20 protein-coding genes are annotated in these 24,627 nt (G+C 70.2%); 13 read left to right on the top strand and 7 right to left on the bottom strand.

Annotation, left to right across the window (positions count from 1 at the left end):
• Window positions 1–35: 35 nt before the first annotated feature.
• Window positions 36–1,430 (bottom strand): FAD-dependent oxidoreductase, encoded by a 1,395-nt coding sequence (locus ACFYO2_RS11340; protein WP_388347195.1) that lies wholly within the window; start codon window positions 1,428–1,430, stop codon window positions 36–38.
• A gap of 79 nt (window positions 1,431–1,509) precedes the next feature.
• Between ACFYO2_RS11340 and ACFYO2_RS11335 the strand changes: the two genes are divergently transcribed.
• Window positions 1,510–2,160, top strand: a complete 651-nt coding sequence (locus tag ACFYO2_RS11335; protein WP_388347194.1) for a TetR/AcrR family transcriptional regulator — start codon at window positions 1,510–1,512, stop codon at window positions 2,158–2,160.
• Window positions 2,161–2,178: 18 nt separating this feature from the next.
• Here the strand turns inward: ACFYO2_RS11335 and ACFYO2_RS11330 are convergent, their stop codons facing one another.
• Complete coding sequence (locus tag ACFYO2_RS11330; RefSeq protein WP_388347593.1) at window positions 2,179–3,294, bottom strand: acyltransferase family protein; 1,116 nt, start codon at window positions 3,292–3,294, stop codon at window positions 2,179–2,181.
• Between the two features lie 226 nt (window positions 3,295–3,520).
• Here ACFYO2_RS11330 and ACFYO2_RS11325 point away from each other — a divergent pair, with 226 nt between their 5' ends.
• Together ACFYO2_RS11325 and ACFYO2_RS11320 are read left to right on the top strand one after the other, a co-directional pair.
• On the top strand, window positions 3,521–4,984 hold the full coding sequence (locus ACFYO2_RS11325; RefSeq protein ID WP_388347192.1) for a glycosyltransferase family 29 protein: 1,464 nt from the start codon (window positions 3,521–3,523) through the stop codon (window positions 4,982–4,984).
• Entirely contained in the window at window positions 4,981–7,314 is a 2,334-nt protein-coding gene (locus tag ACFYO2_RS11320) for a glycosyltransferase (protein WP_388347190.1), read from the top strand. The genes ACFYO2_RS11325 and ACFYO2_RS11320 overlap by 4 nt, the downstream gene beginning before the upstream one ends.
• A gap of 282 nt (window positions 7,315–7,596) precedes the next feature.
• Here the strand turns inward: ACFYO2_RS11320 and ACFYO2_RS11315 are convergent, their stop codons facing one another.
• From ACFYO2_RS11315 to ACFYO2_RS11305, 3 genes are all read right to left on the bottom strand, one after another.
• On the bottom strand, window positions 7,597–8,583 hold the full coding sequence (locus tag ACFYO2_RS11315) for a hypothetical protein (protein ID WP_388347188.1): 987 nt from the start codon (window positions 8,581–8,583) through the stop codon (window positions 7,597–7,599).
• Window positions 8,584–8,740: 157 nt separating this feature from the next.
• Complete coding sequence (locus ACFYO2_RS11310) at window positions 8,741–10,075, bottom strand: alpha-2,8-polysialyltransferase family protein (protein ID WP_388347187.1); 1,335 nt, start codon at window positions 10,073–10,075, stop codon at window positions 8,741–8,743.
• Window positions 10,075–11,061 carry a glycosyltransferase family 2 protein gene (locus tag ACFYO2_RS11305; protein ID WP_388347185.1) on the bottom strand — a complete coding sequence of 329 codons (987 nt, stop codon included), beginning with the start codon at window positions 11,059–11,061 and terminating at the stop codon, window positions 10,075–10,077. The genes ACFYO2_RS11310 and ACFYO2_RS11305 overlap by 1 nt, the downstream gene beginning before the upstream one ends.
• A gap of 198 nt (window positions 11,062–11,259) precedes the next feature.
• On the opposite strand from ACFYO2_RS11305, the gene ACFYO2_RS11300 reads away from it, so the two are divergent.
• Genes ACFYO2_RS11300 through ACFYO2_RS11285 form a run of 4 tightly spaced genes read left to right on the top strand, consistent with a single transcriptional unit; the run spans window position 11,260 to window position 16,006 of the window.
• Window positions 11,260–12,639, top strand: a complete 1,380-nt coding sequence (locus tag ACFYO2_RS11300) for a DUF6716 putative glycosyltransferase (protein WP_388347183.1) — start codon at window positions 11,260–11,262, stop codon at window positions 12,637–12,639.
• 41 nt (window positions 12,640–12,680) lie between these two features.
• Window positions 12,681–13,940 (top strand): cytidylyltransferase domain-containing protein, encoded by a 1,260-nt coding sequence (locus ACFYO2_RS11295; RefSeq protein ID WP_388347181.1) that lies wholly within the window; start codon window positions 12,681–12,683, stop codon window positions 13,938–13,940.
• A gap of 13 nt (window positions 13,941–13,953) precedes the next feature.
• Window positions 13,954–14,892 (top strand): N-acetylneuraminate synthase family protein, encoded by a 939-nt coding sequence (locus ACFYO2_RS11290; protein ID WP_388347179.1) that lies wholly within the window; start codon window positions 13,954–13,956, stop codon window positions 14,890–14,892.
• 49 nt (window positions 14,893–14,941) lie between these two features.
• A complete protein-coding gene (locus tag ACFYO2_RS11285; protein WP_388347177.1) occupies window positions 14,942–16,006 on the top strand; it encodes a hypothetical protein in 1,065 nt (354 codons plus the stop codon).
• 72 nt (window positions 16,007–16,078) lie between these two features.
• Here the strand turns inward: ACFYO2_RS11285 and ACFYO2_RS11280 are convergent, their stop codons facing one another.
• Together ACFYO2_RS11280 and ACFYO2_RS11275 are read right to left on the bottom strand one after the other, a co-directional pair.
• Window positions 16,079–16,741: a class I SAM-dependent DNA methyltransferase gene (locus ACFYO2_RS11280; protein ID WP_388347175.1), complete on the bottom strand. Its 663-nt coding sequence runs from the start codon at window positions 16,739–16,741 to the stop codon at window positions 16,079–16,081.
• 91 nt (window positions 16,742–16,832) lie between these two features.
• Entirely contained in the window at window positions 16,833–17,108 is a 276-nt protein-coding gene (locus ACFYO2_RS11275) for a hypothetical protein (protein ID WP_388347173.1), read from the bottom strand.
• Window positions 17,109–17,443: 335 nt separating this feature from the next.
• Between ACFYO2_RS11275 and ACFYO2_RS11270 the strand changes: the two genes are divergently transcribed.
• The 6 genes from ACFYO2_RS11270 (at window position 17,444) to ACFYO2_RS11245 (ending at window position 24,546) form a co-directional block, all read left to right on the top strand.
• Window positions 17,444–18,667, top strand: coding sequence for an amidohydrolase (locus tag ACFYO2_RS11270; protein ID WP_388347171.1), 1,224 nt, complete (start codon window positions 17,444–17,446; stop codon window positions 18,665–18,667).
• 295 nt (window positions 18,668–18,962) lie between these two features.
• On the top strand, window positions 18,963–20,027 hold the full coding sequence (locus ACFYO2_RS11265) for a BMP family protein (RefSeq protein ID WP_388347169.1): 1,065 nt from the start codon (window positions 18,963–18,965) through the stop codon (window positions 20,025–20,027).
• 196 nt (window positions 20,028–20,223) lie between these two features.
• Window positions 20,224–21,750 (top strand): ABC transporter ATP-binding protein, encoded by a 1,527-nt coding sequence (locus ACFYO2_RS11260; protein ID WP_388347591.1) that lies wholly within the window; start codon window positions 20,224–20,226, stop codon window positions 21,748–21,750.
• Window positions 21,747–22,874 carry an ABC transporter permease gene (locus tag ACFYO2_RS11255; protein WP_388347167.1) on the top strand — a complete coding sequence of 376 codons (1,128 nt, stop codon included), beginning with the start codon at window positions 21,747–21,749 and terminating at the stop codon, window positions 22,872–22,874. Before ACFYO2_RS11260 ends, ACFYO2_RS11255 begins: the two co-directional genes overlap by 4 nt.
• Entirely contained in the window at window positions 22,874–24,157 is a 1,284-nt protein-coding gene (locus tag ACFYO2_RS11250) for an ABC transporter permease (protein ID WP_388347165.1), read from the top strand. Before ACFYO2_RS11255 ends, ACFYO2_RS11250 begins: the two co-directional genes overlap by 1 nt.
• The gene (locus tag ACFYO2_RS11245) at window positions 24,154–24,546 is read left to right on the top strand and encodes a cytidine deaminase (protein WP_388347163.1); all 393 of its coding nucleotides are present in this window, start codon (window positions 24,154–24,156) and stop codon (window positions 24,544–24,546) included. The genes ACFYO2_RS11250 and ACFYO2_RS11245 overlap by 4 nt, the downstream gene beginning before the upstream one ends.
• Window positions 24,547–24,627 lie beyond the last annotated feature (81 nt).

Raw genomic sequence — 24,627 nt, 5'->3', positions numbered from 1 at the left:
CTGATCCCGACGTAACAGGTCGTCTGTCGGCGCCTCTACAGACCGGTTCGCCTCGCGTACTCCGCCAGCCCACCGGCCGTTTCGCCCGCCCAGCCCACGTAACCGTCCGGGCGGATCAGGAACAGCCCCGTTCCGTACACCGCGTGCGGGGGCCCGGCGACGACCCGCACCGGCTCGCCGACGTCCGGCGCCTGTGTGCCCAGCGCCAGCAGCGTCCAGTGCGGCCCCCGGAACGCGTCGAAGAGCCGTACGTCTCCCACCGTCGCGTCCGGTGCGCGGTCACCGGCGCGCACCCGGCCTGCGGCCGCCCGTGTCTCCTGGGTGAGTGACGACTCCCGGTAGCCCAGGCCGAGTTGGCGCGTCGCCTTGCCCCGCCGTACCTCTCCCCGGTGCACGCTCGTCGACAGGCCCAGCATGTCGGCGGCGATGGCGCGGCGCTCCTCCTCGTAGGTGTCGAGGAGCGTCGCAGGAGCGCCGCCCCTCAGCACCGCTCCCAGCTTCCAGCCCAGGTTGTAGGCGTCCTGGACGCTGGTGTTCAGGCCCTGGCCCCCGGCCGGCGAGTGGACGTGCGCCGCGTCCCCGGCGAGGAAGACCCGCCCGGAGCGGAAGCGGTCCGCGAGGGCTGCCCGGGGCCGGAAGTCCGACGCCCACCGCACCTCCGTCACGTCCTCGGGAGCGAGGTGGGAGCGGGCGGCGACGACCTTGCGGATGCCGTCGAGGGAGAGGTCCACCGTGCTGCCCTCGGAGAATTGGGCGACGGCCTGGAAGTCCTCCGTACCCGCGAGCGGGCAGATCGCGAGGAAGCCCTCGCCCTCGCCCGGCGGGAAGATGTGCCAGTTGTCGCGGTCCAGGCCGGTGATCCGGAGGTCCGCCACGAGGGTCGGGTGCGGGTCGACGGTCTCGCCGGTCATGCCGATGCCGAGGGCCCGGCGTACGACCGAGCGGCCGCCGTCGGCGGCGACGACGTACGAGGCGCGGAGGCTGCCGCCGTCACCGAACCCCACCGTCACCCCCTCGGCGTCCTGCTCCAGCCCCACCACCTCCCGGCCGAAGGCCGCCCGCCCGCCGAGTTCCTCCAGGCGCGCGAACAGGATTTCCTGGGTGCGCCACTGCGGAACCATCCACGGCTCGGTGTACGGGGAGTCCTCGGTCGCCTCGGCCGGGTCGAACATCCGGTGCTCGCCCACCCGCTTCCCGTCCTGCCAGATCACCCCGACCGGATAGTCGCCCCCGGCCGCGCGGATCGCGTCGAGGACGCCGAGGTCGTCGAACACCTCCATCGTGCGCGGCTGGATGCCCTTGCCGCGCGAGCCGGGGAACAGGCCGTCCGCCCGTTCCACCACCAGCGCGTCCACACCCCGCCGGGCGAGGTCGACGCCCAGGGCGAGACCGGTCGGTCCGGCGCCGACGATCAGTACATCCGTATGCACGGCAAGTCTCCTTAACGTTGTTAAGTTCCGTCGACCACGACTGTGCCCTTAACGCCGTTAAGCTGTCAAGCTGTCAGGCGTGAACACGGAACGACGAGCACCCCTCGACCGCCGACGGGTCGCGGACACCGCCCTGAAGCTGCTGAACGAGGTCGGTCTGGACGGCCTGAGCCTGCGCGCCATCGCCAAGGAACTGGACGTCAAGGCGCCCGCCCTGTACTGGCACTTCAAGGACAAGCAGGCGCTGCTCGACGAGATGGCCACGGAGATGTACCGGCGGATGGTCGCCCAGGCCGCCCTCGATCCCGGGGACACCTGGCAGGAGCGGCTGCTCAGGTCCAACCGCGGACTGCGCGCGTCACTGCTCTGCTTCCGCGACGGCGCGAGGGTCTTCAGCGGCTCGCGCTTCACCGGCCTGGTGCACGTGGAGCAGATGGAGGAGACCCTGCGCCTCTTCACGGCCGCCGGGTTCACCCTCACCCAGGCGGTCCGCGCCACCTCGACGACGTACCTCTACACCCTCGGCTTCGTCACCGAGGAACAGAGCGTCCAGCCGCTGCCCGGCGAGCGCCGCGAGGGCTTCGACGTGGACGAACGCGCCCGCCGGATGGCCGACTTCCCGCTGTCGGCCGCGGCGGGCGCGGAGATCTTCGAGGACTACGACCGGCACTTCGAGGAGGGGCTGGCCCTGCTCATCGCGGGGATCGGGGCGCGGTACGGAGTCGGCTGAGCGGCGGACGCGCGAACGTCACCGCACCCTTGCCAGCGCCGCCCTCAGCCACGGAGTCAACGGCTTCTCCACATACCGGTTCAGCAGCCACGCCAGCAGCAGCATCGACGCGATCGTCAGCGCGAAGGTCTCCGCGGAGGGCAGGTCGAGGCCGATGTGCAGCGCGTGGATCACCACCCAGCCGAGATGCTCGTGGACGAGGTAGAAGGGGTAGGTCAGCGCCCCCGCGACCGTCAGCCAGCGCCAGTTCGCCCAGTTGAACCAGCCCAGCGCGATCGCCGCGACCGCCACGAACCCGAAGGCGACGACGAGGACGATGCCGAGCGAGGTGCGGTGGGCGAAGGCGTTCGGGTCGGAGGCGTTCCACAGGCTCCGCACCGCGTAGTGCTGCCCGATCAGGAAGCTCACGGCCACGATGCCCCAGCCGTAGACGTCCCGCCGGTCGCGGTGGACGAGGTAGAGGCCGACACCGCCGATGAAGAACGGGGCGTACTCCGGCATGAACACGATGTCGAGCAGCGGCTGGTGGGCGCCCTGGGTGATCGCCGCCGCCAAGGTCCAGCCCGCGCAGAACATGATCACGCGCCGCCGGGAAGCCCCGGGCAGCACGACACACAGCGCGAACAGCGCGTAGAAGCGGACCTCCGCCCACAGCGTCCAGCACACGCCCAGCACCCGGTCGACGCCCAACGGGTACTGCAGCATCGTGAGGTTGACCAGGGTGTCGCTCGGCGAAAGCGCCTTGTAGGCGACCATCGGCAGCGCGAACACCGCGGACACGATCAGGACGGCCGCCCAGTACGCGGGCAGCAGCCGGGAGGCGCGGGAGGCGAAGAACGACTTCAGGGGCCGGCCCCAGCCGCTCATGCAGATCACGAATCCGCTGATCACGAAAAAGACCTGGACGCCGAGGCAGCCGTACGCGAAATAGTCGTGCAGTGTGGGGAACTGGTCCGCGGCGGAACTTCCCCAGGCGCGGGTGATTTCGCCGCCCCGGCCGCCGTAGTGATAGGCCGCCACCATCAGCGCCGCGATCAGTCGCAGTCCGTCGAGGGCGCGCAGCCGGGATTCCCGGCGGACAGGCCGGTCCGACCGAGGGGCTTCGGGCGCGTCGGGCACCGGCCGGACGGTCATGCTGGTCACGAAATTCCCCTTGGTCGACGCGCGGGCGCTCCTGCGGTACACGGGCACATTAGTCCGATTCACAGGGATGTCGTGGTCCGCGAGGGGACGGTTGTCCGGGTGGTCTCTGCGAATTCACCTGGACTTCGCCTTCGTTTCCTAACTTTCTCCCAACCTCCCCCCACGTGCTAATAAAGAGCGAATCCCGCAACCCAGCTGCGGCAAAATCAGGAGTGCCATGACGAGGGTCCAGAACAGACGGGCACGTGTGCGCGGAGGGGGGCTGGACGACTGCTTGCGCGCCTGCGCGGTGCACAGCGGCAAACTCGTCGGCAGCATCGACCGCCGCCGTGTCGAACTCGCCGAGCAGCTGCGGAAGTTGCTGGTCGTGTGGGGCACCACCTCGACCGTCGCCCCCACGCCCGCCCCGGCCGGTGCCACCGCCCTGCTGAAGCGGGCGGTCAAGGGCACCGCGACCCCCTCCGCCGGTCTCGGCAACGAACTCCTCGACGCCCTGCTCGCCGTCGCCAACAAGGCGCTGGAGTGCGGCTACGACGACGAGTTGAACCTCGCGCTGATCATCAGCGACACCGTCCTCGCCCAGCGCAAGAACTCCCGCGCCGGCTGGCGACTGCGCGCCCGCCTCCTGGAGGCCCTCGGTGAGGAGGCCGAGGCCCTGGAGGCGTACGAGCGCTACCTCGCCCTCACCGAGGACGACGGCTTCGGCGTCCGCGCCCGGATCGCCGGACTGCGCGCCGCGGGGGAGAAGGAGCGGGAACTGCTCGCCCTGCTCGAGCGGCAGTGCCCGCGCGCCCGGGACTTCGCCCGCGGCCCCGCCACCGACGTGTGGGCCGAGGGCCTGGCCGCGCACGCCGTCGGCGACTGGGCTCAGGCCGAGCCCCGGTTCGTGGGAGCGCTCCTCGCGCTGGCCGCCGACGACGCCTCGGTGAACGACCGGCAGGAGCTGCTGAGCCAATACCTGGACCTGCGCACCGCCGTCCCCGGCACCGACCTGCCCGCGCTCGCCGCGGCCATCGAGCTCTACGCCGAGCAGCGCCGCAACCGCATGCGCGGCCCGGTCGCCGACCCCACCATCGGCGGCGTGCAGTGGATCACGCTGGGCGAGTTCCGCAACCGCATCGCCGGCAAGTCCATCTGCCTGATCGCCAACTCCGGTCGGGTGGGCGCCAGTTCGATGGGCGCGGAGATAGACGCGTACGACCTCGTCGTGCGCTTCAACTCGTACCGGATCGACCCGAAGCACACCGGCAGCCGCACCGACATCCACGCCACGATCCACAAGCACGGCTTCAACTGGGAAAAGCCGGTCGACACCCGGCTCGTCTTCGGCGGCGTCTTGGGCGACTGGAAGCACTCGCTGCGCAACCGCCTGGTCCCCGGCGCCCAGACGTGTCTCGGTGACGAGTCCCTGCGCTGGCCCGTGCGCAACATCGGCAAGCTCGGCACCGACGTCTGGTCGGGCATCCCGACCACCGGCTTCAACATGCTGTTCCTGCTGGACTTCCTCGACGTCAGCCCGACCCTCGACCTGATCGGCTTCGACTTCTACGAGAGCGGCGCCTACCGCGTCCAGGAAGCGATGAAGCTGGCCATCACCTCCGTGCACGAATACACCAGCGAGAAGGCATGGGTCATGCAGCGGGCCCAGAGCGTGACCGACATGAGGATCTCACTGCGATGACCACGACCTCCCTGACCTCGGCCGCCGCCCCCCTGGCCCCGGCGACCGACGCGCACGCCCTCACCGGCAAGCGCCGCATCGCCTTCGCGAGCTACGTCGACGAGAACTACCTCCCCGGCTTCCTCGTCCTGCTGCGCAGCCTCGCCCTGTCCAACCCGGGCGTGTGCGAGGACTTCGTCGTCCTCTACGACGACCTGCGCCCCGGCTCGATCGCCAAGATCCGCGACCTGCACCCGCGGATCGTGCTGCGCCGGGTGAACGCCGAGCACTACGACTCGTACAAGAAGGGCGACCAGGACAACTACCTGGTCCGCAAGGCGTACTTCATCCTCGACGTCTTCCGGCTGCGCGAGTACGACACCGTCATCACCCTCGACACCGACATGGTCGTCCTCGGCGACCTGGGCGAACTGCTCCGGCTGCGCGAGGGCCTCGCGGCCGTGTCGCAGTTCTTCTACGGGCAGCACAAGCTCAACTCCGGCCTGCTGGTCATCCAGCGCGAGTACCTGAGCGACGAGTTCTGCGCCAGGCTCGACGCCACCGGACGCAGCGGCGACTACGAGCTCGACAAGCACGACCAGGGCATCCTCAACGCGGTCCTCGACGGCGACTTCATCCGCCTCGACGCGCGCTACAACTTCGTCAAGCGGCGCCTGTCCGGCGACCTCCCGGTCCCCGACGACACCGCGATCCTGCACTTCACCGGCCGCCACAAGCCGTGGCAGGGCGGCGAGGCCGGCTACAGCCAGGCCGAGGACCGCTGGCGCGCGTTCGAGCTGTCCGACGCCGAATTCCACGCCGAGTACCTCTCGAAGCCGGGCGGCCTCCACCATGACCTGCTCGTCCACTTCGGCACCCCGCACGTCAGGCGCACCGGTGACGTGGAGGCCGCCCGCAAGGTCGCCGCCGCACACATCTCGACCGGCGACTACCAGGACGCCGTGGACATCCTCAGCAGCGTCCGCATCCCGCTCGACGAGGCCTGGCCGCACGAGGTGCTCGGCCACGCCCTGATGAGCGTCTCGCGCCACGACGAGGCCAAGGCGCAGCTGCTGCTGGCCGCCGCCGCCCCCAACCGGGCCGCCACCGCCTACGCCCGCCTCGCCCAGATGGCCTGGGTGCACGGCGACAGCGCCGAGGCCCTGCGGTACGCCACCGCCGGCCTGTCCGTCGACATCACCCACCGCTCCAGCCGACTGTGGGCGCAGCGTGCCTCCGGCCTGCCCTCCCAGGAGCAGGGTGCCGCCGAGGAACAGCTCGCGCACGTCGCCTTCTACATGGACCGGCAGGGCAACGCGGGCGACAAGCTCCTCCCGGAGACCGTCCGCCTCGCCTTCGGCCCCGACACCAGCTCGCGCCGCTGGCACTCGGTGCACGCCCACCGACTGTTCGACGAGGCGGCTTTGGAGCGCGTCAACTCCCGGCGCGGCCTGGTCATCGGTGGCGGCGGCCTGTTCATCCCGGACACCATGCCCAACGGCAACAGCGCCTGGCAGTGGAACGTCCCCGACGAGCTGCTGAACCGTATCGACGTGCCGATCTCGGTCTTCGCCGTGGGCTTCAACGCCTTCGACGGCCAGTCGTACCGCGCGGGCCGGTTCCGGGACTCGCTGCGCCTGCTCGTCGAGAAGTCCTCCTTCTTCGGCCTGCGCAACCACGGCTCGATCGAGAAGGTGCGCGCCATGCTGCCCTCTCACCTGCACGACAAGGTGCGCTTCCAGCCGTGTCCGACGACGGTCATGCGCCAGCTGGTGGCGGACTGGCAGGACCCGCTGACGCGCGACGACACCATCCTGATCAACGCCGCCTACGACCGCGCGGGCCTGCGCTTCGGCCACGACTACGACTACTTCCTGGCCCAGATGGCCCGGGCGGTACGGGACCTGGGCGAGCTCGCCGAGGTGAAGTGCGTGGCGCACTCGCTCGACGACGAGAAGATCGCCTTCGACCTGCGGCGTAAGCACGGCATCTCGATGCCCGTCATCCCGATGTACGACTTCGACAACGACGAGATCCGCGACCTGTACGCCCGCACCAAGCTGGTGATCGGTATGCGCGGCCACGCCGGCATGATCCCGTTCGGCGTCGGCACACCCATCATCAGCCTGATCTCGCACCCGAAGATGGCGTACTTCCTGCGCGACATCGAGCGTCCCGAGTGGGGCGTCTCCGTGCACGACCGCCACCTCGCCGCCCGTCTGGTGGAGCGCTCCAAGGACCTCCTCGCCGACCACGCCAAGACCGTCGCCGACGTGCACGGCCGGCAGCAGGAGCTCTGGAAGGTCACCGAGGCGAACGCGGCCGACCTGCGCGCCATCCTGGGCGGCTGACGGTTGGCGCCTGACGACTACCCTGGCCGACGGTGCCTCGCTGGTGCGGCCACCGGTCACCGTACTGGTGGCTGGTGGCCGCCCTGCCCGCCGTGGCGGCCGTGGTGCACACCGTGGCCGCCTTCTGTGCGAGGAGCGCCACGACGGCGAGCGCGAACAGCAGCCGTCGGTGTCGGCGCAGCGCCTCGAAGCGGCCCGGGAGCCCTCGGGGCCGTTCGGTCATCCCGGGGGCGCTGTCCGAGACGGTCTCCGTCTGCACAGCACCCACGTCCAGTCTTGACGTCACCCTCTGCGGACCAGCCGCTTGAGTCGGGTCACCGGCGACACCCGCGACGCCGACCCGCGATCGGTCTCGTACGCCTTCTTGAGCTGCTCGAAATGGTCCGCCCGAGTCCTGCTCAGGTACTCGTCCGACAGCAGCGGCTTCGCAACGGACCAGGCCCGCTTGTGCCGGCCGTCGTAGTGGGCGACGTACGCCTTGGCCAGTTCCAGGACGGACTTGAAGGGGATGCCGCCGGTGTGGTCGCGGTCGATGCGGTCCTGGACGGCGGAGATCAGGGCGAGTTTCTCGTCGACCGTGTAGGTGTCCTCGGAGATGGACTTGAAGACGTGGTCCGGAATCGGCTGAGTCACCTCGAAGGCGAGCGTGGAGCGGATCGGGGGGCCCGCGATCTCGATGTAGGGGAGCAGTGCGCCGGTGCTCCAGTGCAGCCAGGGCAGGCGCGGGCCGGCGAAGTCCTGGTGGAGGACGACCGAGCCGGGGCGCAGGCGGGTCAGGAAGCGTTCGGAGACGCAGTGGAAGACCCTGGCCGTCTTGGCGATGTCGATGTGCAGGAACTCGACGGGCGTGGTGTCGTTCGGGTCGGAGGTCTGCCAGAGGTCGCCGGCGTGGATCTCCAGGAACGGGAGGAAGGGCTCCAGGCGGCCGCGGAAGTCGTTCAGGAAGGAGTTGTCGTCCTCCGGCTTGTGGCCGGAGGTGAAGAACTTCTCCGTGGCGAAGGTGCCCTTTCCGACGCGGAAGAAGTCGTACGCGTGCAGCCGCCCCGTCTTCTCGTCGAAAACCGGGCTCTCCTTCAGGCCCATTGCCAGGGCGTACGTCGATCCGCCGCCACCGGAGCCCAGTTCGACGATGTGGCCCTCGCCCGACAAGGTGTGGCGCCCGACGAGGTACAGGAACTGCAGCTCCCAGGTGCTGCACTGGGTGTAGGGCAGGTTGTCGGGCAGCTGGACGCTGTCGAACATCGAGTAGAGCCGGCCGAGCTTCGTCATGAGTGCCTCACGGGATTCGGTAAGCGGTGTCCGTGATCCTAGGGTCACGAACACCGCCTAGCCATGGAATCCATGGAGACATTCGATCGTGTGCCGCTGTTTCCTCGGTCTTGTCCGAAGGTTCATCCCTGCTTCGCCCAGCGGCACCGGGCCTTCCTCAGCGCTTCACAGCCTTCTTCAACGCCCGTGCCCTCCGCACCACCCGGCGCGCCGTCGAACTGCGCGGCAGGAATGCCAGCCGCTCCGGAATGCCGCCGGGCAGCCCGAGCGAGGTGAGCCGCTTGCGCTTGAAGTAGCGCCGGGTGCGGGGGCCGAAGCGCTTCGAGAGATAGCGTTCGGCCGCCGGGCGCAGCGACGGGTAGATCTGCGGCTGCATGCTGAAGCCGACCGCCGTGACCAGGCCGTTCAGGTCCTCGGCGGGGATCGGGTCCTCGCCGCCCCGGGACTCCAGGTCCGCCAGCACCGCGTCGGCCAGCACCGCCGGGACCCGGTTGCTGTTCTGGTACGGCGTCAGCCGCTCGAGCAGCGGCGCGGTGCCGATGCGGGCGACGGGGAGGTCGTAGAAGGAAGACGCCGTGAAGAGGGCCGTGGAGAAGCAGCCGACGACCAGCCCCGGTCGCGCCTTCTCGAACAGCACCTCGGCGAGCACCGGCGTGTCCAGCACCGTGAGGTCGACGCCCAGCTTCTCCGCCTCGGTCTCCAGGGCGCGGCTGTAGCGGGCCGGTGCGGTGGGGTGGGGTTTGAAGACGACCGTGCGGTGTCCGCGTTCGACCGCGCCCCGCATCATCCGCACGTGCAGGTTCTCCTCCTCGGCGGGGGAGAGGATGTTCAGCGCGGACAGGTACTGGCCGAGCAGCAGCGCCGCGTTGTCCGGCAGGACCGGCAACTCGGGTACGGCGGAGGTCAGCTCGCCCATCACCTTCAGGAAGGCGTCCGTCGGCACGACGACCGGTGGCACGTCGAACTCGGTCAGCAGCATCGGCGTGAGCCCCGGCACCAGGTCCAGGTGCAGCAGTCGGCGCACCCGCGTGCCGACCAGCGGGTCGAGCTTGTTGCGGGTGGGGCCGTAGCTCATCAGGCCGTCGGCGTAGACGTCGACGGGCGCGCCGGTGAACAGTTGGGCCACGGTGAGGGCGGGGGTGACCTGGATGGACTCCAGGACCAGTTCGACGCGGTCCTCGCCGAGGCCCCACAGGAGGCGCAGACAGCGCTCGAAGAGGGGGATGTCGTCCGGGCGCGGGGTCCAGGAGCCGGGGTGGAAGGGGCGGATGGCCTCGTTCCAGGACAGCACCTCGTCGAAGTGGCTGCGCAGCGGCTCGAAGCCCGGCATCTCGTCGAGCGCCGGGGTGGTCTCCGGGGTGGCCGAGTTGTTGAAGACCAGCAGGACCCGGCGGTCCGGCTCGGCGAACAGGTCGGAGTCGATGGCGGCGGCCAGGGTGGCGGCGCCGTACAGCGTCGAGGCGCAGAAGATCTGCACAGTACGGGAGGGCATCAGGCGGCCGCCTTCGCTGTGGTGACCCGGCGCCGCAGCCGCCGCAGCCTGGAGGAGCGGCGCATGTCCATGGTCTCGAGTACGTCACCGAGCGCGTCCTGCGGCATGCGCTGTATCGCCGCCGCGCTCATCGCCCGCAGCCGCTTGGCCACGGCCGGTTCCCACTTGGACTCGTCCGCGAGGTGGTGGGCGATGATCGCGCAGTAGGTGCGCACCGCCTTGGGGAGCAACTGGTCGGCGTCCGGGTCCGCCGCCGTCTCCTCGATCACCTGGTCGAAGGCGCGGATGAAGTCGAGCTGGCGGGCGTCGCCGATCTGGGTCAGCGAGGAGGCGACCCCGCGCCGGTAGAACACGCCCAGCAGGCTCACCACGGCGAACGACTCGGCCTCGCGGTGCAGCTTCCAGATCCACGGCCGGTCCTCGGCCGTGCGCAGCCCGTCGGTGAAGTGCAGCAGACCCTTGTCGAGGAGGCGGCGGTGGTAGGCACCGGCCCAGGCGTAGGCGTAGTCGACCGAGGTGGTCCGGTCCGCGGGCAGGATCGCCTCGCGCGGGTTCAGCACCTCGCCGCGTCTGCCCACCGGGGCCCGGTGCACGGTCCGGGCGCGGGCGGTGGCCTGCACATGGTCGGTGCGCACGAAATCGCAGCCCAACCCCTCGATCGACGACACCAGTTCGGCGAGGTATCCGCGGGCCAGCCAGTCGTCGCCGTCCAGGAACGTCAGGTACTCGCCCTGCGCGGCGTCCAGGCCGGTGTTGCGCGCGGTGGCGAGGCCGCCGTTCACGCCGTGGCGGATGTAACGCACCTGGGCGACGTCGGAGAGTTCGTCGGCGGCGCGTTCGATAATGGCCGGGGTTTCGTCCGTCGACCTGTCGTCGATCAGCACGAACTCGAAGTCGCGCCGAGCGTTCATTCGAAGGCTTCTGAGGGTGTCCGGGGCGAATTGCTGCACATTGTAGAACGGCACGATCACGGAAAGCTTTGGCACCCGCAAAACCCTAGGAGCCGGTCCGGCAGCGGAACCGTACGGTGAACAGACAGGGAGTGAACTCCATGTGTCGGAATGGTGCACCCCGTGTACTTTCCGCTTTCCCGTGGGCCAGTTCGGCTCCAGGGGGGCTGTTGTTAACTTTTCGTTGATTCCCGGTTGGGCCGCACCTAGAAATTGCTTCCTAGCGTCTTCCTCGTGCCACCAAGTACCGGAACAAGTACAAGGAACACCCCGCGAATCGCCGTCCTCGCGGACTCGGACACCCGCTGGAAATGGGGTGCGCTGACCGCGGACCGCATCACGCCGGGCCCGTCCATGGAAGCCGCATCGCGCGACGACGCGCAAGCCGGCCCCGCCCTGAGCGGATTCCTGCTGCGCGGCCGGGCCACGCCCACGCCCCGCCAGCTGGAGGAAGTGGGGGTGCGGGCCGACTCGCTGCGCGAGGTCACCGCGGTCGAGTTCCTGCGGGCCATGGCCGAGCAGGAGTACGACGTCGTCGTCATCGCCCTCGTCGGCGGCGGCGTCCAGGCGATGCTGCACGGCCTGGGGCGGGTCTGGGAGGGCCGTCAGAAGCGTCCCGTCGTCGTCACCGGCTATGTCGGCGTCGTCTACGAGAAGCTCGCCGACGGTCTCCTGCTGCGGCACGGCGCCGATCTCGTCCTCGCCAACTCCCGCCAGGACGCGGACCGTTTCCGAGCGGTGTACGAGGGAGTGGGCGCCGACGCCTCGTCGGTGACCGAGGTGGCACTCCCCTTCATCGGCGGGGCCCCCTACACGGGGGAGCACGACCCGTCTGCGAAGCAAGGGCGCAGGCCCTACACGGTGGTCTTCGCGGCCCAGCCGTCGGTCCCGGACAGCCGCAAGGACCGTACGTACCTGCTGGAACGGCTCGTTCGGCACGCGCGGATGTTCCCCGAGCGCGAGGTACTGCTGAAGCTGCGCTCCAAGCCGGGCGAACACACCACGCACATCGAGGAGTTGCCCTACCAGAAGCTGGCGCAGCGGTCCGACCTGCCGCCCAACTTCCGTCTCGTGTACGGCCACATGGGCGAGGTCCTCGACCGTACCGACCTGCTGGTGACGGTCAGCTCGACGGCCGCCCTGGAGTCGCTGCACCGACGCATCCCCACCGTGGTGCTCACCGACCTCGGCGTCCGCGAGGTACTCGGCAACCACCACTTCGTCGGCTCCGGGTGCCTCGCCTCCTGGGACCAGCTCGACACCGGGCACCGGCCGGCGCCCGACGAGGAGTGGGTGGCCCGGCAGGGCGTCGCGGCGGACGGCTCGTACGCGACGGCCTTCGAGGCGGCCCGCGAGCGCATCGCCAAGCTGCTGGCCGCGCCCGAGTTGCCCCCACTCACCCCGTACTACACACCCGCGACCGCGCCCGGCTACCTGCCCGGCATCCTCGCCCGCCACCACCTCGGCCCCGACGGCAGCCCGCTGCCCGGCGCCCCCGCCGCTGACAGGGAGCCGGGCCCGGTCCGGCAGATCGTGCGCCGGGCGGCACGCGGCGCCTACCGGCACGGGGTGCAGCGGGTCGCTCCCGTCATCCGGCGGATGGGCGAGCTGTGACCTCTCTTCACGCAGTAGACCCCGTTCAAGGAGTAGATCCCATGTCCCACCCGGCAGCGGGCCAGGGCGCTTCGGTGCGCCGGGTGCTCGCGGTGATCCCCGCGCGCGGCGGCTCCAAGGGCGTGCCCGCGAAGAACCTCGCCCCCGTCGGCGGTGTCCCGCTGGTGGCGCGGGCGGTGCGCGAGTGCCGCGCAACCCGGCTGGTGACGGACGTGGTCGTCTCCACCGACGACCAGGCCATCGCGGCCGCCGCCCGCCAGGCCGGCGCGGAGGTCGTCCTGCGCCCCGCCGCCATCGCCGGTGACCTGGCGACCTCGGAGGCCGCGGTCCTGCACGCCATGGACGCCCACGAGGCGCTGCACGGCTCGGCCGTCGACGTCGTCCTGCTCGTGCAGTGCACCAGCCCCTTCATCGTCCGCGAGGACATCGACGGGGTGGCCGGCGCGGTCGTCGACAAAGGCGCCGACACCGCGGTGACGGTGGCGCCCTTCCACGGGTTCATCTGGCGCGACGCGGGTGACGAGGCCAACTCCGACGATGCCAACTCCGGTGAGATGACCGACGGTTACGGCGTCAACCACGACAAGTCCTTCCGCCCCCGCCGCCAGGACCGCCCCCAGGACCTCCTGGAGACGGGCGCCGCCTACGCGATGGACGCGACGGGCTTCCGCAAGCACCGGCACCGCTTCTTCGGCCACACGGAACTGGTCCGCACGGACCCGGCCCGCGTACTGGAGATCGACGACCCCCACGACCTCGCCCGGGCCAGGGCACTGGCCCCCCTCTTCGACGCGGACCGGCCCGGCGTCCTCCCGGCCGCCGACGACATCGACGCGGTCGTCCTGGACTTCGACGGCACCCAGACCGACGACCGGGTGCTGATCGACGCCGATGGAAAGGAGTTCGTCTCCGTGCACCGCGGAGACGGCCTCGGCATCGCCGCCCTGCGCGACAGCGGCCTGGACATGCTGATCCTCTCCACGGAGCAGAACCCGGTCGTCGCCGCCCGGGCCCGGAAGCTCAGGATCCCGGTCCTGCACGGCATCGACCGGAAAGACCTCGCGCTGAAGCAGTGGTGCGAGGAGCAGGGCATCGCGCCGGAGCGCGTGCTCTACGTCGGCAACGACGTCAACGACCTCCCGTGCTTCGCCCTCGTCGGCTGGCCCGTGGCGGTCGCGAGCGCCCACGACGTCGTACGCGGCGCCGCACGCGCGGTCACCACCGTCCCCGGTGGCGACGGCGCGATCCGAGAGATCGCCAGCTGGATCCTCGGCCCCTCTCTCGACTCCCTCAACAGTTAAGGAACGTTCCGCCATGAGCACCAACTCCCGTCTGCGTCAGTTCGGTTCGAAGACCGCCGGTCCCGGCCACCCCGTGTACATCTGCGGCGAGATCGGCATCAACCACAACGGCGAGCTGGAGAACGCCTTCAAGCTGATCGACGTGGCCGCCGAGGCCGGTTGCGACGCGGTCAAGTTCCAGAAGCGCACCCCCGAGATCTGCACCCCGCGCGACCAGTGGGACATCGAGCGCGACACCCCCTGGGGCCGGATGACGTACATCGACTACCGCCACCGCGTGGAGTTCGGCGAGGACGAGTACCGCCAGATCGACGAGTACTGCAGGACCAAGAACATCGACTGGTTCGCCTCCCCGTGGGACAACGAGGCCGTCGCCTTCCTGGAGAAGTTCGACGTCCCCGCCCACAAGGTGGCCTCCGCCTCCCTGACCGACGACGAGCTGCTGCGCGAGCTGCGCGCCACGGGCGGTACGGTCATCCTCTCCACCGGCATGTCCACCCCGAAGCAGATCCGGCACGCGGTCGAGGTCCTGGGCAGCGACAACATCCTGCTCTGCCACGCCACGTCGACGTACCCGGCGAAGGCCGAGGAGCTCAACCTCCGCGTGATCAACACGCTGGAGAAGGAGTACCCGAACGTCCCGATCGGCTACTCCGGCCACGAGACGGGCCTGCAGACCACCCTCGCCGCGGTCGCCCTCGGCGCCGCCTTCGTCGAGCGCCACATCACCCTCGACCGCGCGATGTGGGGCTCCGACCAGGCCGCCTCCGTCGAGCCGCAGGGCCTCACCCGCCTGGTGCGCGACATCCGCACCATCGAGGCCTCGCTCGGCGACGGCGTCAAGAAGGTCTACGAGTCCGAGCTCGGCCCGATGAAGAAGCTGCGCCGCGTCAGCGGTGTCGTCGCCGAGGCGGAGATCGCGGCGGCGGCGGGCGAGCCGGTCTCGGTCTGAGCCACCACACCCCCCACCGAATCGGTTACGACGGGACGGTCGTACGTAGATGAGCCGCCGCGCCGGGTCCGCCGGCCCCCGCACTCTCGCCTTCGTGGAGAGTCCGGTACAGCTGCTGAACGTGCTGGAGTGGGCGCACGAGCACGCGCCCGGCGCGGGGTTCACCCTCGTCGTGCTGTCCCCCATCGACCCCATGACCCGCGGCCAGCTGCGCCGCATGTCCGAGCTGGCCCGCGAGGAGGGTCACCAGGTCCGCTGGGAGGAGGCGCGGGGCGGTGCCATGGCCCCGTTCCACACCATCGGCGGCCTGACCGGCATGCTCCGGCGGGCCGACCGGGTGGTCCTGGGCGACCCGTTCTCCCGTTACGTACAGCTGCTGCTGACGATCACCCGGGCCCGCGACCTAGTCGTCGTGGACGACGGCACGGCGACGATGGAATTCGTCGCCCAGCTCGCCAACGGTGAGCGCCTGGTGCGCTGGCACCGCAAGGGCGGCCGCCCCGGCCCCCGGGACGTGGTCTTCGCGCCGGTGTCGTCCGTGGCCCGCAGGCGGCTGACGCCCGGCGCGAAGCGCGGGGTGGAGATCTTCTCGTCCATGCCGATGCAGGAGCCCCCGGCCGGCGTCACGGTGACCGCCAACAGCTTCGCCTGGACCCGCTCCCGCTTCGGCCCGCCCCGCATCACCAAGGGTGCCGACCTGGTCGGCACCTCGCTGGTCGAGACGGGAGTCGTCGACGGCGACCGCTACCTGGAGGCCGTCCGCTCCCTGGCCAAGGCCCACGGCGCGACCCGCTACTTCGCCCACCGCCGGGAAGCCACGGAGAAACTCCACCGCCTTGCCGTGGAGACGGGGCTGGAGATCGTCCGCCCCGACCTGCCCCTCGAGCTCATCGCCCGCCGGGGCCCGGTCGGCCGTACGATCCTCAGCTTCCCCTCGACCGTCGTCCACACCCTCCCGCTCGCCCTCGTCGGCACGGACGTACGGGTCGCGGTCTGCGACATCGACCCCGAATGGCTCACCCGCAACGCCTCGCCGCGCGCGCAGGGCTTCCTGTCGGGCGTGACGGGCTCGGCGCGGGACGTGACCCGGCTGTCGGCGGTCACGGCGGTGTGACGGTGTGACGGTTCTTACGCGGACTTTGCCGCATGTGGGCTGCCTCACGCGGACTGCGTCACGCGGACTGCGTCACGCGGGCTTCCTCGCCAGCACGAAAGCCCGCGGCCGCGTCTCCTGCTCGTACGGCTCACGCAGCATCCGGGCCTGGAGGCGCAGGCCCGCCTTGGTGAGCTGGTCGGCCACCGCCTGAGGCGTACGCCAGTAGTAGTCGAGCGAGATCTCCTCGCCGAACCGCTCCGTCAGGTGCATCCGCTCCTCCTCGTCCCCGGACTGGAAGAGGAGCAGCACATGCCCGCCGGGCACCAGGACCCGGTGGAACTCGGCGAACGCCGTGGGCAGGTGCTCGTCGGGCACGTGGATGATCGAGTACAGCGCGATGATCCCGCCCAGCGTCCCGTCCGGCAGGTCCAGGGATGTGAGAGAGCCCACATGGAAGCGCAGGTCGGGATGGGCCCGCCGGGCCAGCTCCACCATCCGGGGCGAGAGGTCGACCCCGAACACCGGCAGGCCGAGCGCGTGCAGCCGGGCCGTGACGTACCCGGTACCGCTGCCGAGGTCGGCGACGGGGGCGTTGCCATTGCCGCGCACCAGCTCCGCGAAGGCGGTGACCTGGGCGCGGTCCACCGGTCTGTCGTCGAGTCCGTCGCCGGGGAAGCGCTCGCCGAAGGCGTCGGCGATCTTGTCGTACGAGCTTCGGGTGGCCGCTATGAACCCGGGATCCTGTGCACTCACGCTGCCGCACCCTAGCCGTCGTGCCGCACCGGTGCCCGGCACTTCACCGGGGCGGCATCCGGAGTTTCCGGGCCGCCCTCGGCACGCCGGGTCAGGGCTCGTCGGCGGTCCAGGTGAAGCCGGACAACGGGCCCGGCGGGGGCTCGACGGGCGTGGAGTCCGCGGCCCCGCCCCGCGCGGGTTCGCTCCTTCGGCGCAGCAGCCATACCGTCGTCGACAGCAGCCAGCCCGCCAGGATCATCAGGACGAGCACGGTCACGGCCAGGCCCACCGTGCCGAACAGGCCGAGCTTCGCCAGCAGCCCGGGGATCTGGTCCTCGCCGCAGCCGCAGGCCTGCCAGTGGGCCGTCGCCAGGGTGGTCGTCATGGAGGCAGGGTGCCCGCCCAGGGCGTCGCCTGTACGCAGCGTCGCGCAACCGTCGCCCGGTGGTGATGATTCCGGGATCTGGGCCCGCTTCCGTGCCGCCGCGGTCCCGAACGCTGAACAGATCGGCCTCTTCCCCGCCCGGCGTGGTATCCGTGGAGGGAGGGGTGGGTGCCCTTCGGCAGTCACCCGGCCGGAAAGCCGGTCGAGTGTACCCACCCCGAACGGTACATATGCGTTCGGCGGTCAGATTTTCTTCCCCTAACGGGCTGATCTTTTGTTGATCGTGGGTCAGCTGACCGGTCGGGCGTCCTACCCTTCAGAGGGTGAAGCCATTGATGTCACTAGAGCCCGAGGCCGATCTCGCCGGGGAAGCACTGCTTCCCGGTGCGCTGCCCGAGGCGCTCCGTGCCGAACTCGTCGCCTTCCGACGCGACCTGCACATGCACCCCGAGCTCGGCAACCAGGAGTTCCGCACCACCGCGGCGATCAAGGAGCGGCTCGAGCAGGCCGGCCTGAAGCCGCGCGTGCTCGCCGTCGGCACCGGTCTCGTGTGTGACATCGGCGACTGGGACGGGGGCCGGCCCATGCTCGCCCTGCGCGCCGACATCGACGGCCTGCCCATCCCGGACACCAAGACCGATTGCTCGTACCGCTCCACCGTGCCGGACCGCGCGCACGCCTGCGGTCACGACGTGCACACCACCGTGGTGCTGGGCGCCGGGCTCGTCCTCGCCGACCTGCACCGGCAGGGGCGGCTGCCCAGACCCGTACGGCTGATCTTCCAGCCCGCGGAGGAGGTGCTGCCCGGCGGTGCCGCCGACGCCATCGACTGCGGGGTGCTCGAAGGGGTCGGGCGGATGATCGCCGTGCACTGCGACCCCCGCGTCGACGCCGGGCTGATCGGGCTGCGGGAGGGCGCCATCACCTCCGCGTGCGACCGGCTGGAGATCTCCCTCGACGGACCCGGCGGCCACACCGCGCGCCCCCACCTGACGACCGACCTCGTGACGGCCGCCGCCCGCGTCGTCACCGACGTCCCCGCGCTCGTCGCCCGCCGCGTCGACGCCCGCGCCGGGCTCGCCGTGACCTGGGGCCGGATCGAGTCGGGCCACGCCCCGAACGTGATCCCGCAGCACGCCGAGCTCTCCGGGACCGTACGGTGCCTGGACATCGACGCGTGGCGGCAGGCTCCCGACCTCGTGGTCGCCGCGATCGACGAGGTCGCCAACCTGCACCGCGCCAAGTCGGAGATCAACTACGTCCGCGGCGTCCCGCCCGTCGTCAACGACCCGGTCGTCACCGAGCTGGTCCGCGACGCCATGATCGCCCGTCGGGGCGTCGACTCCGTCGAGAGCACCGAGCAGAGTCTGGGCGGCGAGGACTTCTCCTGGTACCTCCAGCACGTCCCCGGCGCCATGGCCCGCCTCGGCGTCCGCACCCCCGGGGAGCGCGCGGTGCGCGACCTCCACCAGGGCGACTTCGACGCCGACGAGTCGGCGATCACGGTGGGCGTGGAGCTGTTCACGGCGGCCGCGCTGCTGGACGCGACCGGGCGCTGACACGGACGAGCGCCGGGCGCGCGGCCCTTTCGAGGGCCGTTCCGTCGTCCGGCGCAACACGGTTGTAAGCCAATCGTGAACCGCTCGCAACGCGCGGTGCACAAGCCCCAAGACCCTGAGTTCAGAAGCCGTTTGCCTCGAATCGATAACGGCTTCGGGAGGGGTGTTTTTCTGACATCTACGCGCGTTACGATGCCGCGAAGCCGACGCCGCAGGGGCGTCCAGGCCCGAGCACTGACATGGTGCTCACATGAAGCGCCGAAGGTGGCGCTCAGGTCAGGTGAAGGAGCCTCCCGTGCGCCGGGTAGCAAAGCTTTCCGCTGCGTGTATCGCAACCGCAGCTCTCGCACTGACTGCCACTGCCTGTGGCAGCACCTCTTCCGAAGACGAAGGTTCGTCGTCATCGTCGTCCTCCGCAGGCGGCGGCAAGGGCGTCAAGATCGGCCTCGCGTTCGACGTCGGCGGCCGTGGTGACCGTTCCTTCAACGACTCCGCCGCGCGCGGCGCCGACAAGGCCAAGGACGAGTTCGGCGGCGAGATCAAGGAGCTCACCGCCAAGACCTCCGACACCGAGGCCGACCGCGAGCAGCGGCTGTCGGACATGGCCGACGCGGGCTACAACCCGGTCATCGGCGTCGGTTTCTCCTACGCCACGTCGATGGGCAAGATCGCGCCCAAGTTCCCGGACACGACCTTCGGCATCATCGACTCGGTGGTGGACGCCAAGAACGTCAACAGCATCACCTTCGCCGAGGAGCAGGGCTCGTACCTGGCCGGTGTCGCCGCGGCGCTGAAGACCAAGAAGAACCACGTCGGCTTCGTCGGTGGCGTGGACACGCCGCTGATCAAGAAGTTCGAGGCGGGTTACGTCCAGGGCGTCAAGGACACCAAGCCGGCGGTCAAGGTCGACGTCCAGTACCTGAGCCGCGGCACCGACCTGTCCGGCTTCGCCAGCCCCGACAAGGGCAAGGAGGCCGCGTCGGGCATGCTCGACAACGGCGCCGACGTCGTCTACACGGCGGCCGGCTCCTCCGGCAACGGCGCGATCGAGGCCGTCAACGGCGTCAAGGGTGCCTGGGCCATCGGTGTGGACTCCGACCAGTACAACATCCCCGGCCTGGCCAAGTACAAGAGCTCGATCCTCACCTCGATGATCAAGAACGTCGACGTCGGCGTCTACGACCTCATCAAGTCCGTCCACGACGGCAAGCCGGCGACCGGCATCAGCGCCTACAACCTCGCCAAGGACGGTGTCTCGCTGGCCACCAGCGGCGGATTCATCGACGACATCCAGCCCCAGCTGGACGCGGCCAAGAAGAAGATCGTCGACGGCTCCATCAAGGTCAAGACCACCCCGTGACCTGAGGTTCCCGTCGGACTTAGGCTCGGCAGGGGGCGCACACCGGCCCCCCGCCGAGCCATAACAATGTGTCAACTCTACGCGTGTAGCATGGAGTTGTCGCGCTAGCGTCGCCGACGCCTGCCCTCCCCTACGCAGCCCCTTTCCCTCAGGAGAGTGCGCCATCAACGCGTCCAGCCCTCCCGCTGCCGTCGAACTGCGCGGCATCACCAAACGCTTCCCCGGCGTCGTCGCCAACCGCGACATCGACATCACCGTCGCCGCGGGCACCGTCCACGCCCTGTGCGGTGAGAACGGCGCCGGCAAGTCCACCCTGATGAAGATCCTGTACGGCATGCAGCAGCCGGACGAGGGCACCATCACCGTGAACGGCGAGCGGGTCACCTTCCACAACCCCGCCGACGCCATCGCGCGCGGCATCGGCATGGTGCACCAGCACTTCATGCTCGCCGACAACCTCACCGTCCTGGAGAACGTCGTCCTGGGCGCGGAGAAACTGCACGGCATCGGCGCCAAGGCACGCGGGAAGATCAAGGAGATCTCCGACGCGTACGGGCTGAACGTCCGGCCCGACGTCCTCCTGGAGGAGCTCGGCGTCGCCGACCGCCAGCGCGTGGAGATCCTCAAGGTCCTCTACCGCGGCGCCAAGACCCTCATCCTCGACGAGCCCACCGCCGTCCTGGTGCCGCAGGAGGTCGACGCCCTCTTCGACAACCTGCGCGAGCTGAAGGCCGAGGGGCTCACCGTCATCTTCATCTCCCACAAGCTGGGCGAGGTACTGTCCGTCGCCGACGAGATCACCGTCATCCGGCGCGGTACCACGGTCGGCACGGTGCAGCCGAGGAACACCACCACCAAGCAGCTCGCCGAGCTGATGGTCGGCAGCGAACTGCCCACGCCGGAGACCGAGGAGTCCACCGTCACGGACGTCCCGATGCTCGAGGTGGCCGGGCTGCGCCTGATCCAGACGGACCTCGACGGCGTCGAGCGGGTCATCCTCGACGACATCAGCTTCACCATCCACCAGGGAGAGGTCCTCGGCATCGCCGGTGTGGAGGGCAACGGCCAGTCCGAACTGGTCGAGACGATCATGGGCATCCGCCTCCCCGACGCCGGCGTCATCACGCTCGGCGACACCGACATCTCCCACGCCCCCACCCGCCACCGACGCGAAGCGGGCGTCGGCTACATCCCCGAGGACCGCCACCGCCACGGACTGCTCCTGGAAGCACCGCTGTGGGAGAACCGCATCCTCGGCCATGTCAGCGAGCGGCCCAACTCGCGCGGCGGACTGCTCGACCTGAAGGGCGCCCGCGCCGACACCGAGCGCATCGTCCGCGCGTACGACGTCCGCACGCCCGGTATCGAGGTGACCGCCGGCTCGCTGTCCGGTGGCAACCAGCAGAAGCTGATCGTCGGCCGCGAGATGAGCCACGCGCCCAAGCTCCTCATCGCCGCCCACCCCACCCGCGGCGTGGACGTCGGCGCGCAGGCCGCCATCTGGGACCACATCCGCGAGGCCCGCCGCGAGGGCCTCGCCGTGCTGCTGATCTCCGCGGACCTGGACGAGCTCATCGGGCTCTCCGACACCCTGCGGGTGATGTACCGCGGCCGTCTGGTCGCCGACGCCGACCCCGCCACCATCACTCCCGAGGAGCTGGGATCCGCCATGACGGGTGCGGCCACCGGCCACCTGGAGCACGCAGAGGACGACGACCGATGAACAAGCTGACCGCACGGATCGACAAGGAGCGGCTGCTCCTCGGCATCGCGGCCCCGCTGCTGGCGCTCGTCGCCGCGATCGTCGTCACCGCCCTGGTGATCCTCGCCACCGGCAAGAACCCGGGCGCCGCCTTCAGCGACATGCTGACCTACGGCTCCGCCAGCGACAGCCAGGTCTACATCCTCAACAAGGCGACGACGTACTACCTGGCGGGTGTCGCGGTGGCCATCGGCTTCCGCATGAACCTGTTCAACATCGGCGTCGACGGCCAGTACCGGCTCGCCGCGTTCATGGCCGCCGTCCTCGGCGGCGCGCTGACCGTCCCCGGCTGGCTCGCCGTCCCGCTGATCATCCTGTGCGCCATGGCCACCGGTGCCCTGTGGGCGGGCATCGCGGGCATCCTCAAGGTGACCCGCGGCGTCAGCGAGGTCATCGCGACGATCATGCTCAACTCGATCGCCACCGCGATCATCGCCTACCTGCTGCAGCCCGGAAAGCTCGCCCAGCTCGACGCGGCGGGCACCACCGTCTCCACCAAGCCGCTGCGCGAGTCCTCGTACTTCTTCAACATCGACACCGGTCCCGCCGGAGAGCTGTGGGGCTTCATCTTCATCGCCGTGCTCGTCGGCATCGCGTACTGGTTCGTGCTCGGCCGCACCCGGTTCGGCTTCGACCTGCGCACCGTCGGCCAGTCCGAGAGCGCCGCCGCCGCGAGCGGTGTCTCCGTCAAGAAGATGATCGCCACCAGCATGGTCATCTCGGGGGCGGTGGCCGGCCTGATCGGCATGCCGACCCTCCTCAACGACAGCCACCAGTTCAGCAACGACTTCCCGGCGGGCATCGGCTTCACCGGCATCGCCATCGCGCTGCTCGGCCGCAACAGCCCGATCGGCATCGCGCTCGGCGCCCTCCTGTGGGGCTGGCTGGAGCGCACCACCAATCACCTGGAGTTCGAGGGCTACGACAAGGAGATCCTCGGCGTCATCCAGGGCGTCATCGTCCTGTGCGTCGTGATCGCCTACGAGGTCGTACGCCGCTACGGCCTCAAGCGCCAGCAGCAGCGGGTCGGTGCCGAGCTCGCCGCCCAGGCCGCCGCCCCGACCCAGAAGCAGGAGGTGGCGTGATGACTGCCACGATGACCGACACACCGCCCCCCGCGGCGCCCAAGGCGGACACCGGCAAGCGCTCGGGCCGCTCCCTCGGCCAGATCCTCATGATCGTCGCGGGCGCGCTGATCCTGGTGGCCGCGGTCCGCGTCATCACCGGCGCCGACCAGCTCACCTCCGACGGACAGATCGGCGCCGCGCTGGGCCTCGCCGTGCCCATCGGCCTCGCCGGCCTGGCCGGCCTGTGGTCCGAGCGGGCCGGTGTGGTCAACATCGGCCTCGAGGGCATGATGATCCTCGGCACCTTCGGCGCCGGCTGGGTCGGCTGGCAGTCCAGCCCCTGGCTCGGCCTGCTGTGCGGCGTCGGCTTCGGCGTCCTCGGCGGCCTGGTGCACGCGGTCGCGACCGTCACCTTCGGCGTCGACCACATCGTCTCCGGTGTCGCGGTCAACCTGCTCGCGCTCGGCACCACCCAGTACCTCGCCAAGCTCTTCTTCTCCGAGGGCAGTGCGGCGGAGGCGGGCGGCAACCCCAAGCAGTCCCCGCCCGCGGACTCGCTGCCCACCATCGACGTGCCCGGGCTCTCGGACGCCCTCGAGTCGGTCCAGCAGCACCACTGGTTCCTGATCTCCGACCTCGCGGGCATTCTCGGCGGCCTGGTCACCAACCTGTCCGTCGTGACGGTCCTGGCCGCGGTGTTGTTCGTCGGGAGCTGGTGGCTGCTGTGGCGCACCCCGTTCGGTCTGCGGCTGCGCTCCTGCGGTGAGAACCCGATCGCCGCGGAGTCGCTCGGCGTCAACGTCTACAAGTACAAGTACGCGGCCGTGGCCGTCTCCGGCGGCCTCGCCGGCCTCGGCGGCGCCTTCCTCGCGCTGGTCACCTCGCACAGCTACCTGGAGGCCCAGACCGGCGGACGCGGATACATCGGCCTCGCGGCGATGATCTTCGGCAACTGGCGGCCCGGCGGCCTGGCGATGGGCGCCGGCCTGTTCGGCTTCTCCGACGCCCTGCAGCTGCGCAACGGCGGCCAGACCGTGCACGCGCTGCTGCTCCTGCTGGTCGTCCTGCTCGCCGCCCTCGCCGGCTGGAAGCTGTACCGCAAGGCGCACTGGCAGGCCGGGATCAGCCTCTTCGTCGCCGCGCTCGTCCTGATCTGGTACCTGTTCACGGACGAGGTCCCGAGCGACTTCGTGGGCGCCACCCCGTACGTCGTCACGCTGCTGGTGCTGTCGCTGTCGGCGCAGCGGCTGCGGATGCCCAAGGCGGACGGCATGCGGTACCGGAAGGGACAGGGCAAGTGACCGACGTCGACTGGGAGCAGCTGCGCGCGGTCGCCCGGGATGCCATGTCGCGGGCCTACGCCCCGTACTCCGGCTACCCGGTCGGCGTGGCGGCCCTGGTCGACGACGGGCGTACGGTCTCCGGCTGCAACGTCGAGAACGCCTCCTACGGCCTCGGCCTGTGCGCCGAGTGCGGACTGGTCTCGGAGCTGCGGAACACGGGGGGCGGTCGCCTCACGCACTTCACCTGCGTGGACGGCCACGGCGAGATCCTCGTCCCGTGCGGCCGCTGCCGACAGCTGCTGTACGAGTTCGGCGGCCCCGACCTGCTCCTGGAGACCCCGGCGGGCGTCCTGCCGCTGTCGGCGATGCTGCCGCAGGCCTTCGGGCCGGGGCATCTCGCCAAGTAAGTACCGTGCGGCCCCTTTGAGCTGCCCACTTCGGCCGCTCGGGGGGCCGCGCAGTTTCTGCATGCTTTTCGGAAGGAAGGC

Origin of the sequence: Streptomyces sp. NPDC006602 (genome assembly GCF_042870385.1) — a bacterium.
In the GTDB taxonomy this organism is placed as follows: Bacteria; Actinomycetota; Actinomycetes; order Streptomycetales; family Streptomycetaceae; genus Streptomyces.
The sequence above is the reverse complement of the archived record's forward strand: the minus strand, read 5'-3'. Positions and strand labels throughout refer to the sequence as shown.

Bases quoted from the DNA above. Each gene is read 5' to 3' on its own strand.
- ACFYO2_RS11330 (WP_388347593.1), bottom strand. From the start codon at position 3,294: ATGACCGTCCGGCCGGTGCCCGACGCGCCCGAAGCCCCTCGGTCGGAC.
- ACFYO2_RS11325 (WP_388347192.1), top strand. From the start codon at position 3,521: ATGACGAGGGTCCAGAACAGACGGGCACGTGTGCGCGGAGGGGGGCTG.
- ACFYO2_RS11320 (WP_388347190.1), top strand. From the start codon at position 4,981: ATGACCACGACCTCCCTGACCTCGGCCGCCGCCCCCCTGGCCCCGGCG.
- ACFYO2_RS11315 (WP_388347188.1), bottom strand. From the start codon at position 8,583: ATGACGAAGCTCGGCCGGCTCTACTCGATGTTCGACAGCGTCCAGCTG.
- ACFYO2_RS11310 (WP_388347187.1), bottom strand. From the start codon at position 10,075: ATGCCCTCCCGTACTGTGCAGATCTTCTGCGCCTCGACGCTGTACGGC.
- ACFYO2_RS11295 (WP_388347181.1), top strand. From the start codon at position 12,681: ATGTCCCACCCGGCAGCGGGCCAGGGCGCTTCGGTGCGCCGGGTGCTC.
- ACFYO2_RS11290 (WP_388347179.1), top strand. From the start codon at position 13,954: ATGAGCACCAACTCCCGTCTGCGTCAGTTCGGTTCGAAGACCGCCGGT.
- ACFYO2_RS11285 (WP_388347177.1), top strand. From the start codon at position 14,942: ATGAGCCGCCGCGCCGGGTCCGCCGGCCCCCGCACTCTCGCCTTCGTG.
- ACFYO2_RS11275 (WP_388347173.1), bottom strand. From the start codon at position 17,108: ATGACGACCACCCTGGCGACGGCCCACTGGCAGGCCTGCGGCTGCGGC.
- ACFYO2_RS11270 (WP_388347171.1), top strand. From the start codon at position 17,444: ATGTCACTAGAGCCCGAGGCCGATCTCGCCGGGGAAGCACTGCTTCCC.
- ACFYO2_RS11255 (WP_388347167.1), top strand. From the start codon at position 21,747: ATGAACAAGCTGACCGCACGGATCGACAAGGAGCGGCTGCTCCTCGGC.
- ACFYO2_RS11250 (WP_388347165.1), top strand. From the start codon at position 22,874: ATGACTGCCACGATGACCGACACACCGCCCCCCGCGGCGCCCAAGGCG.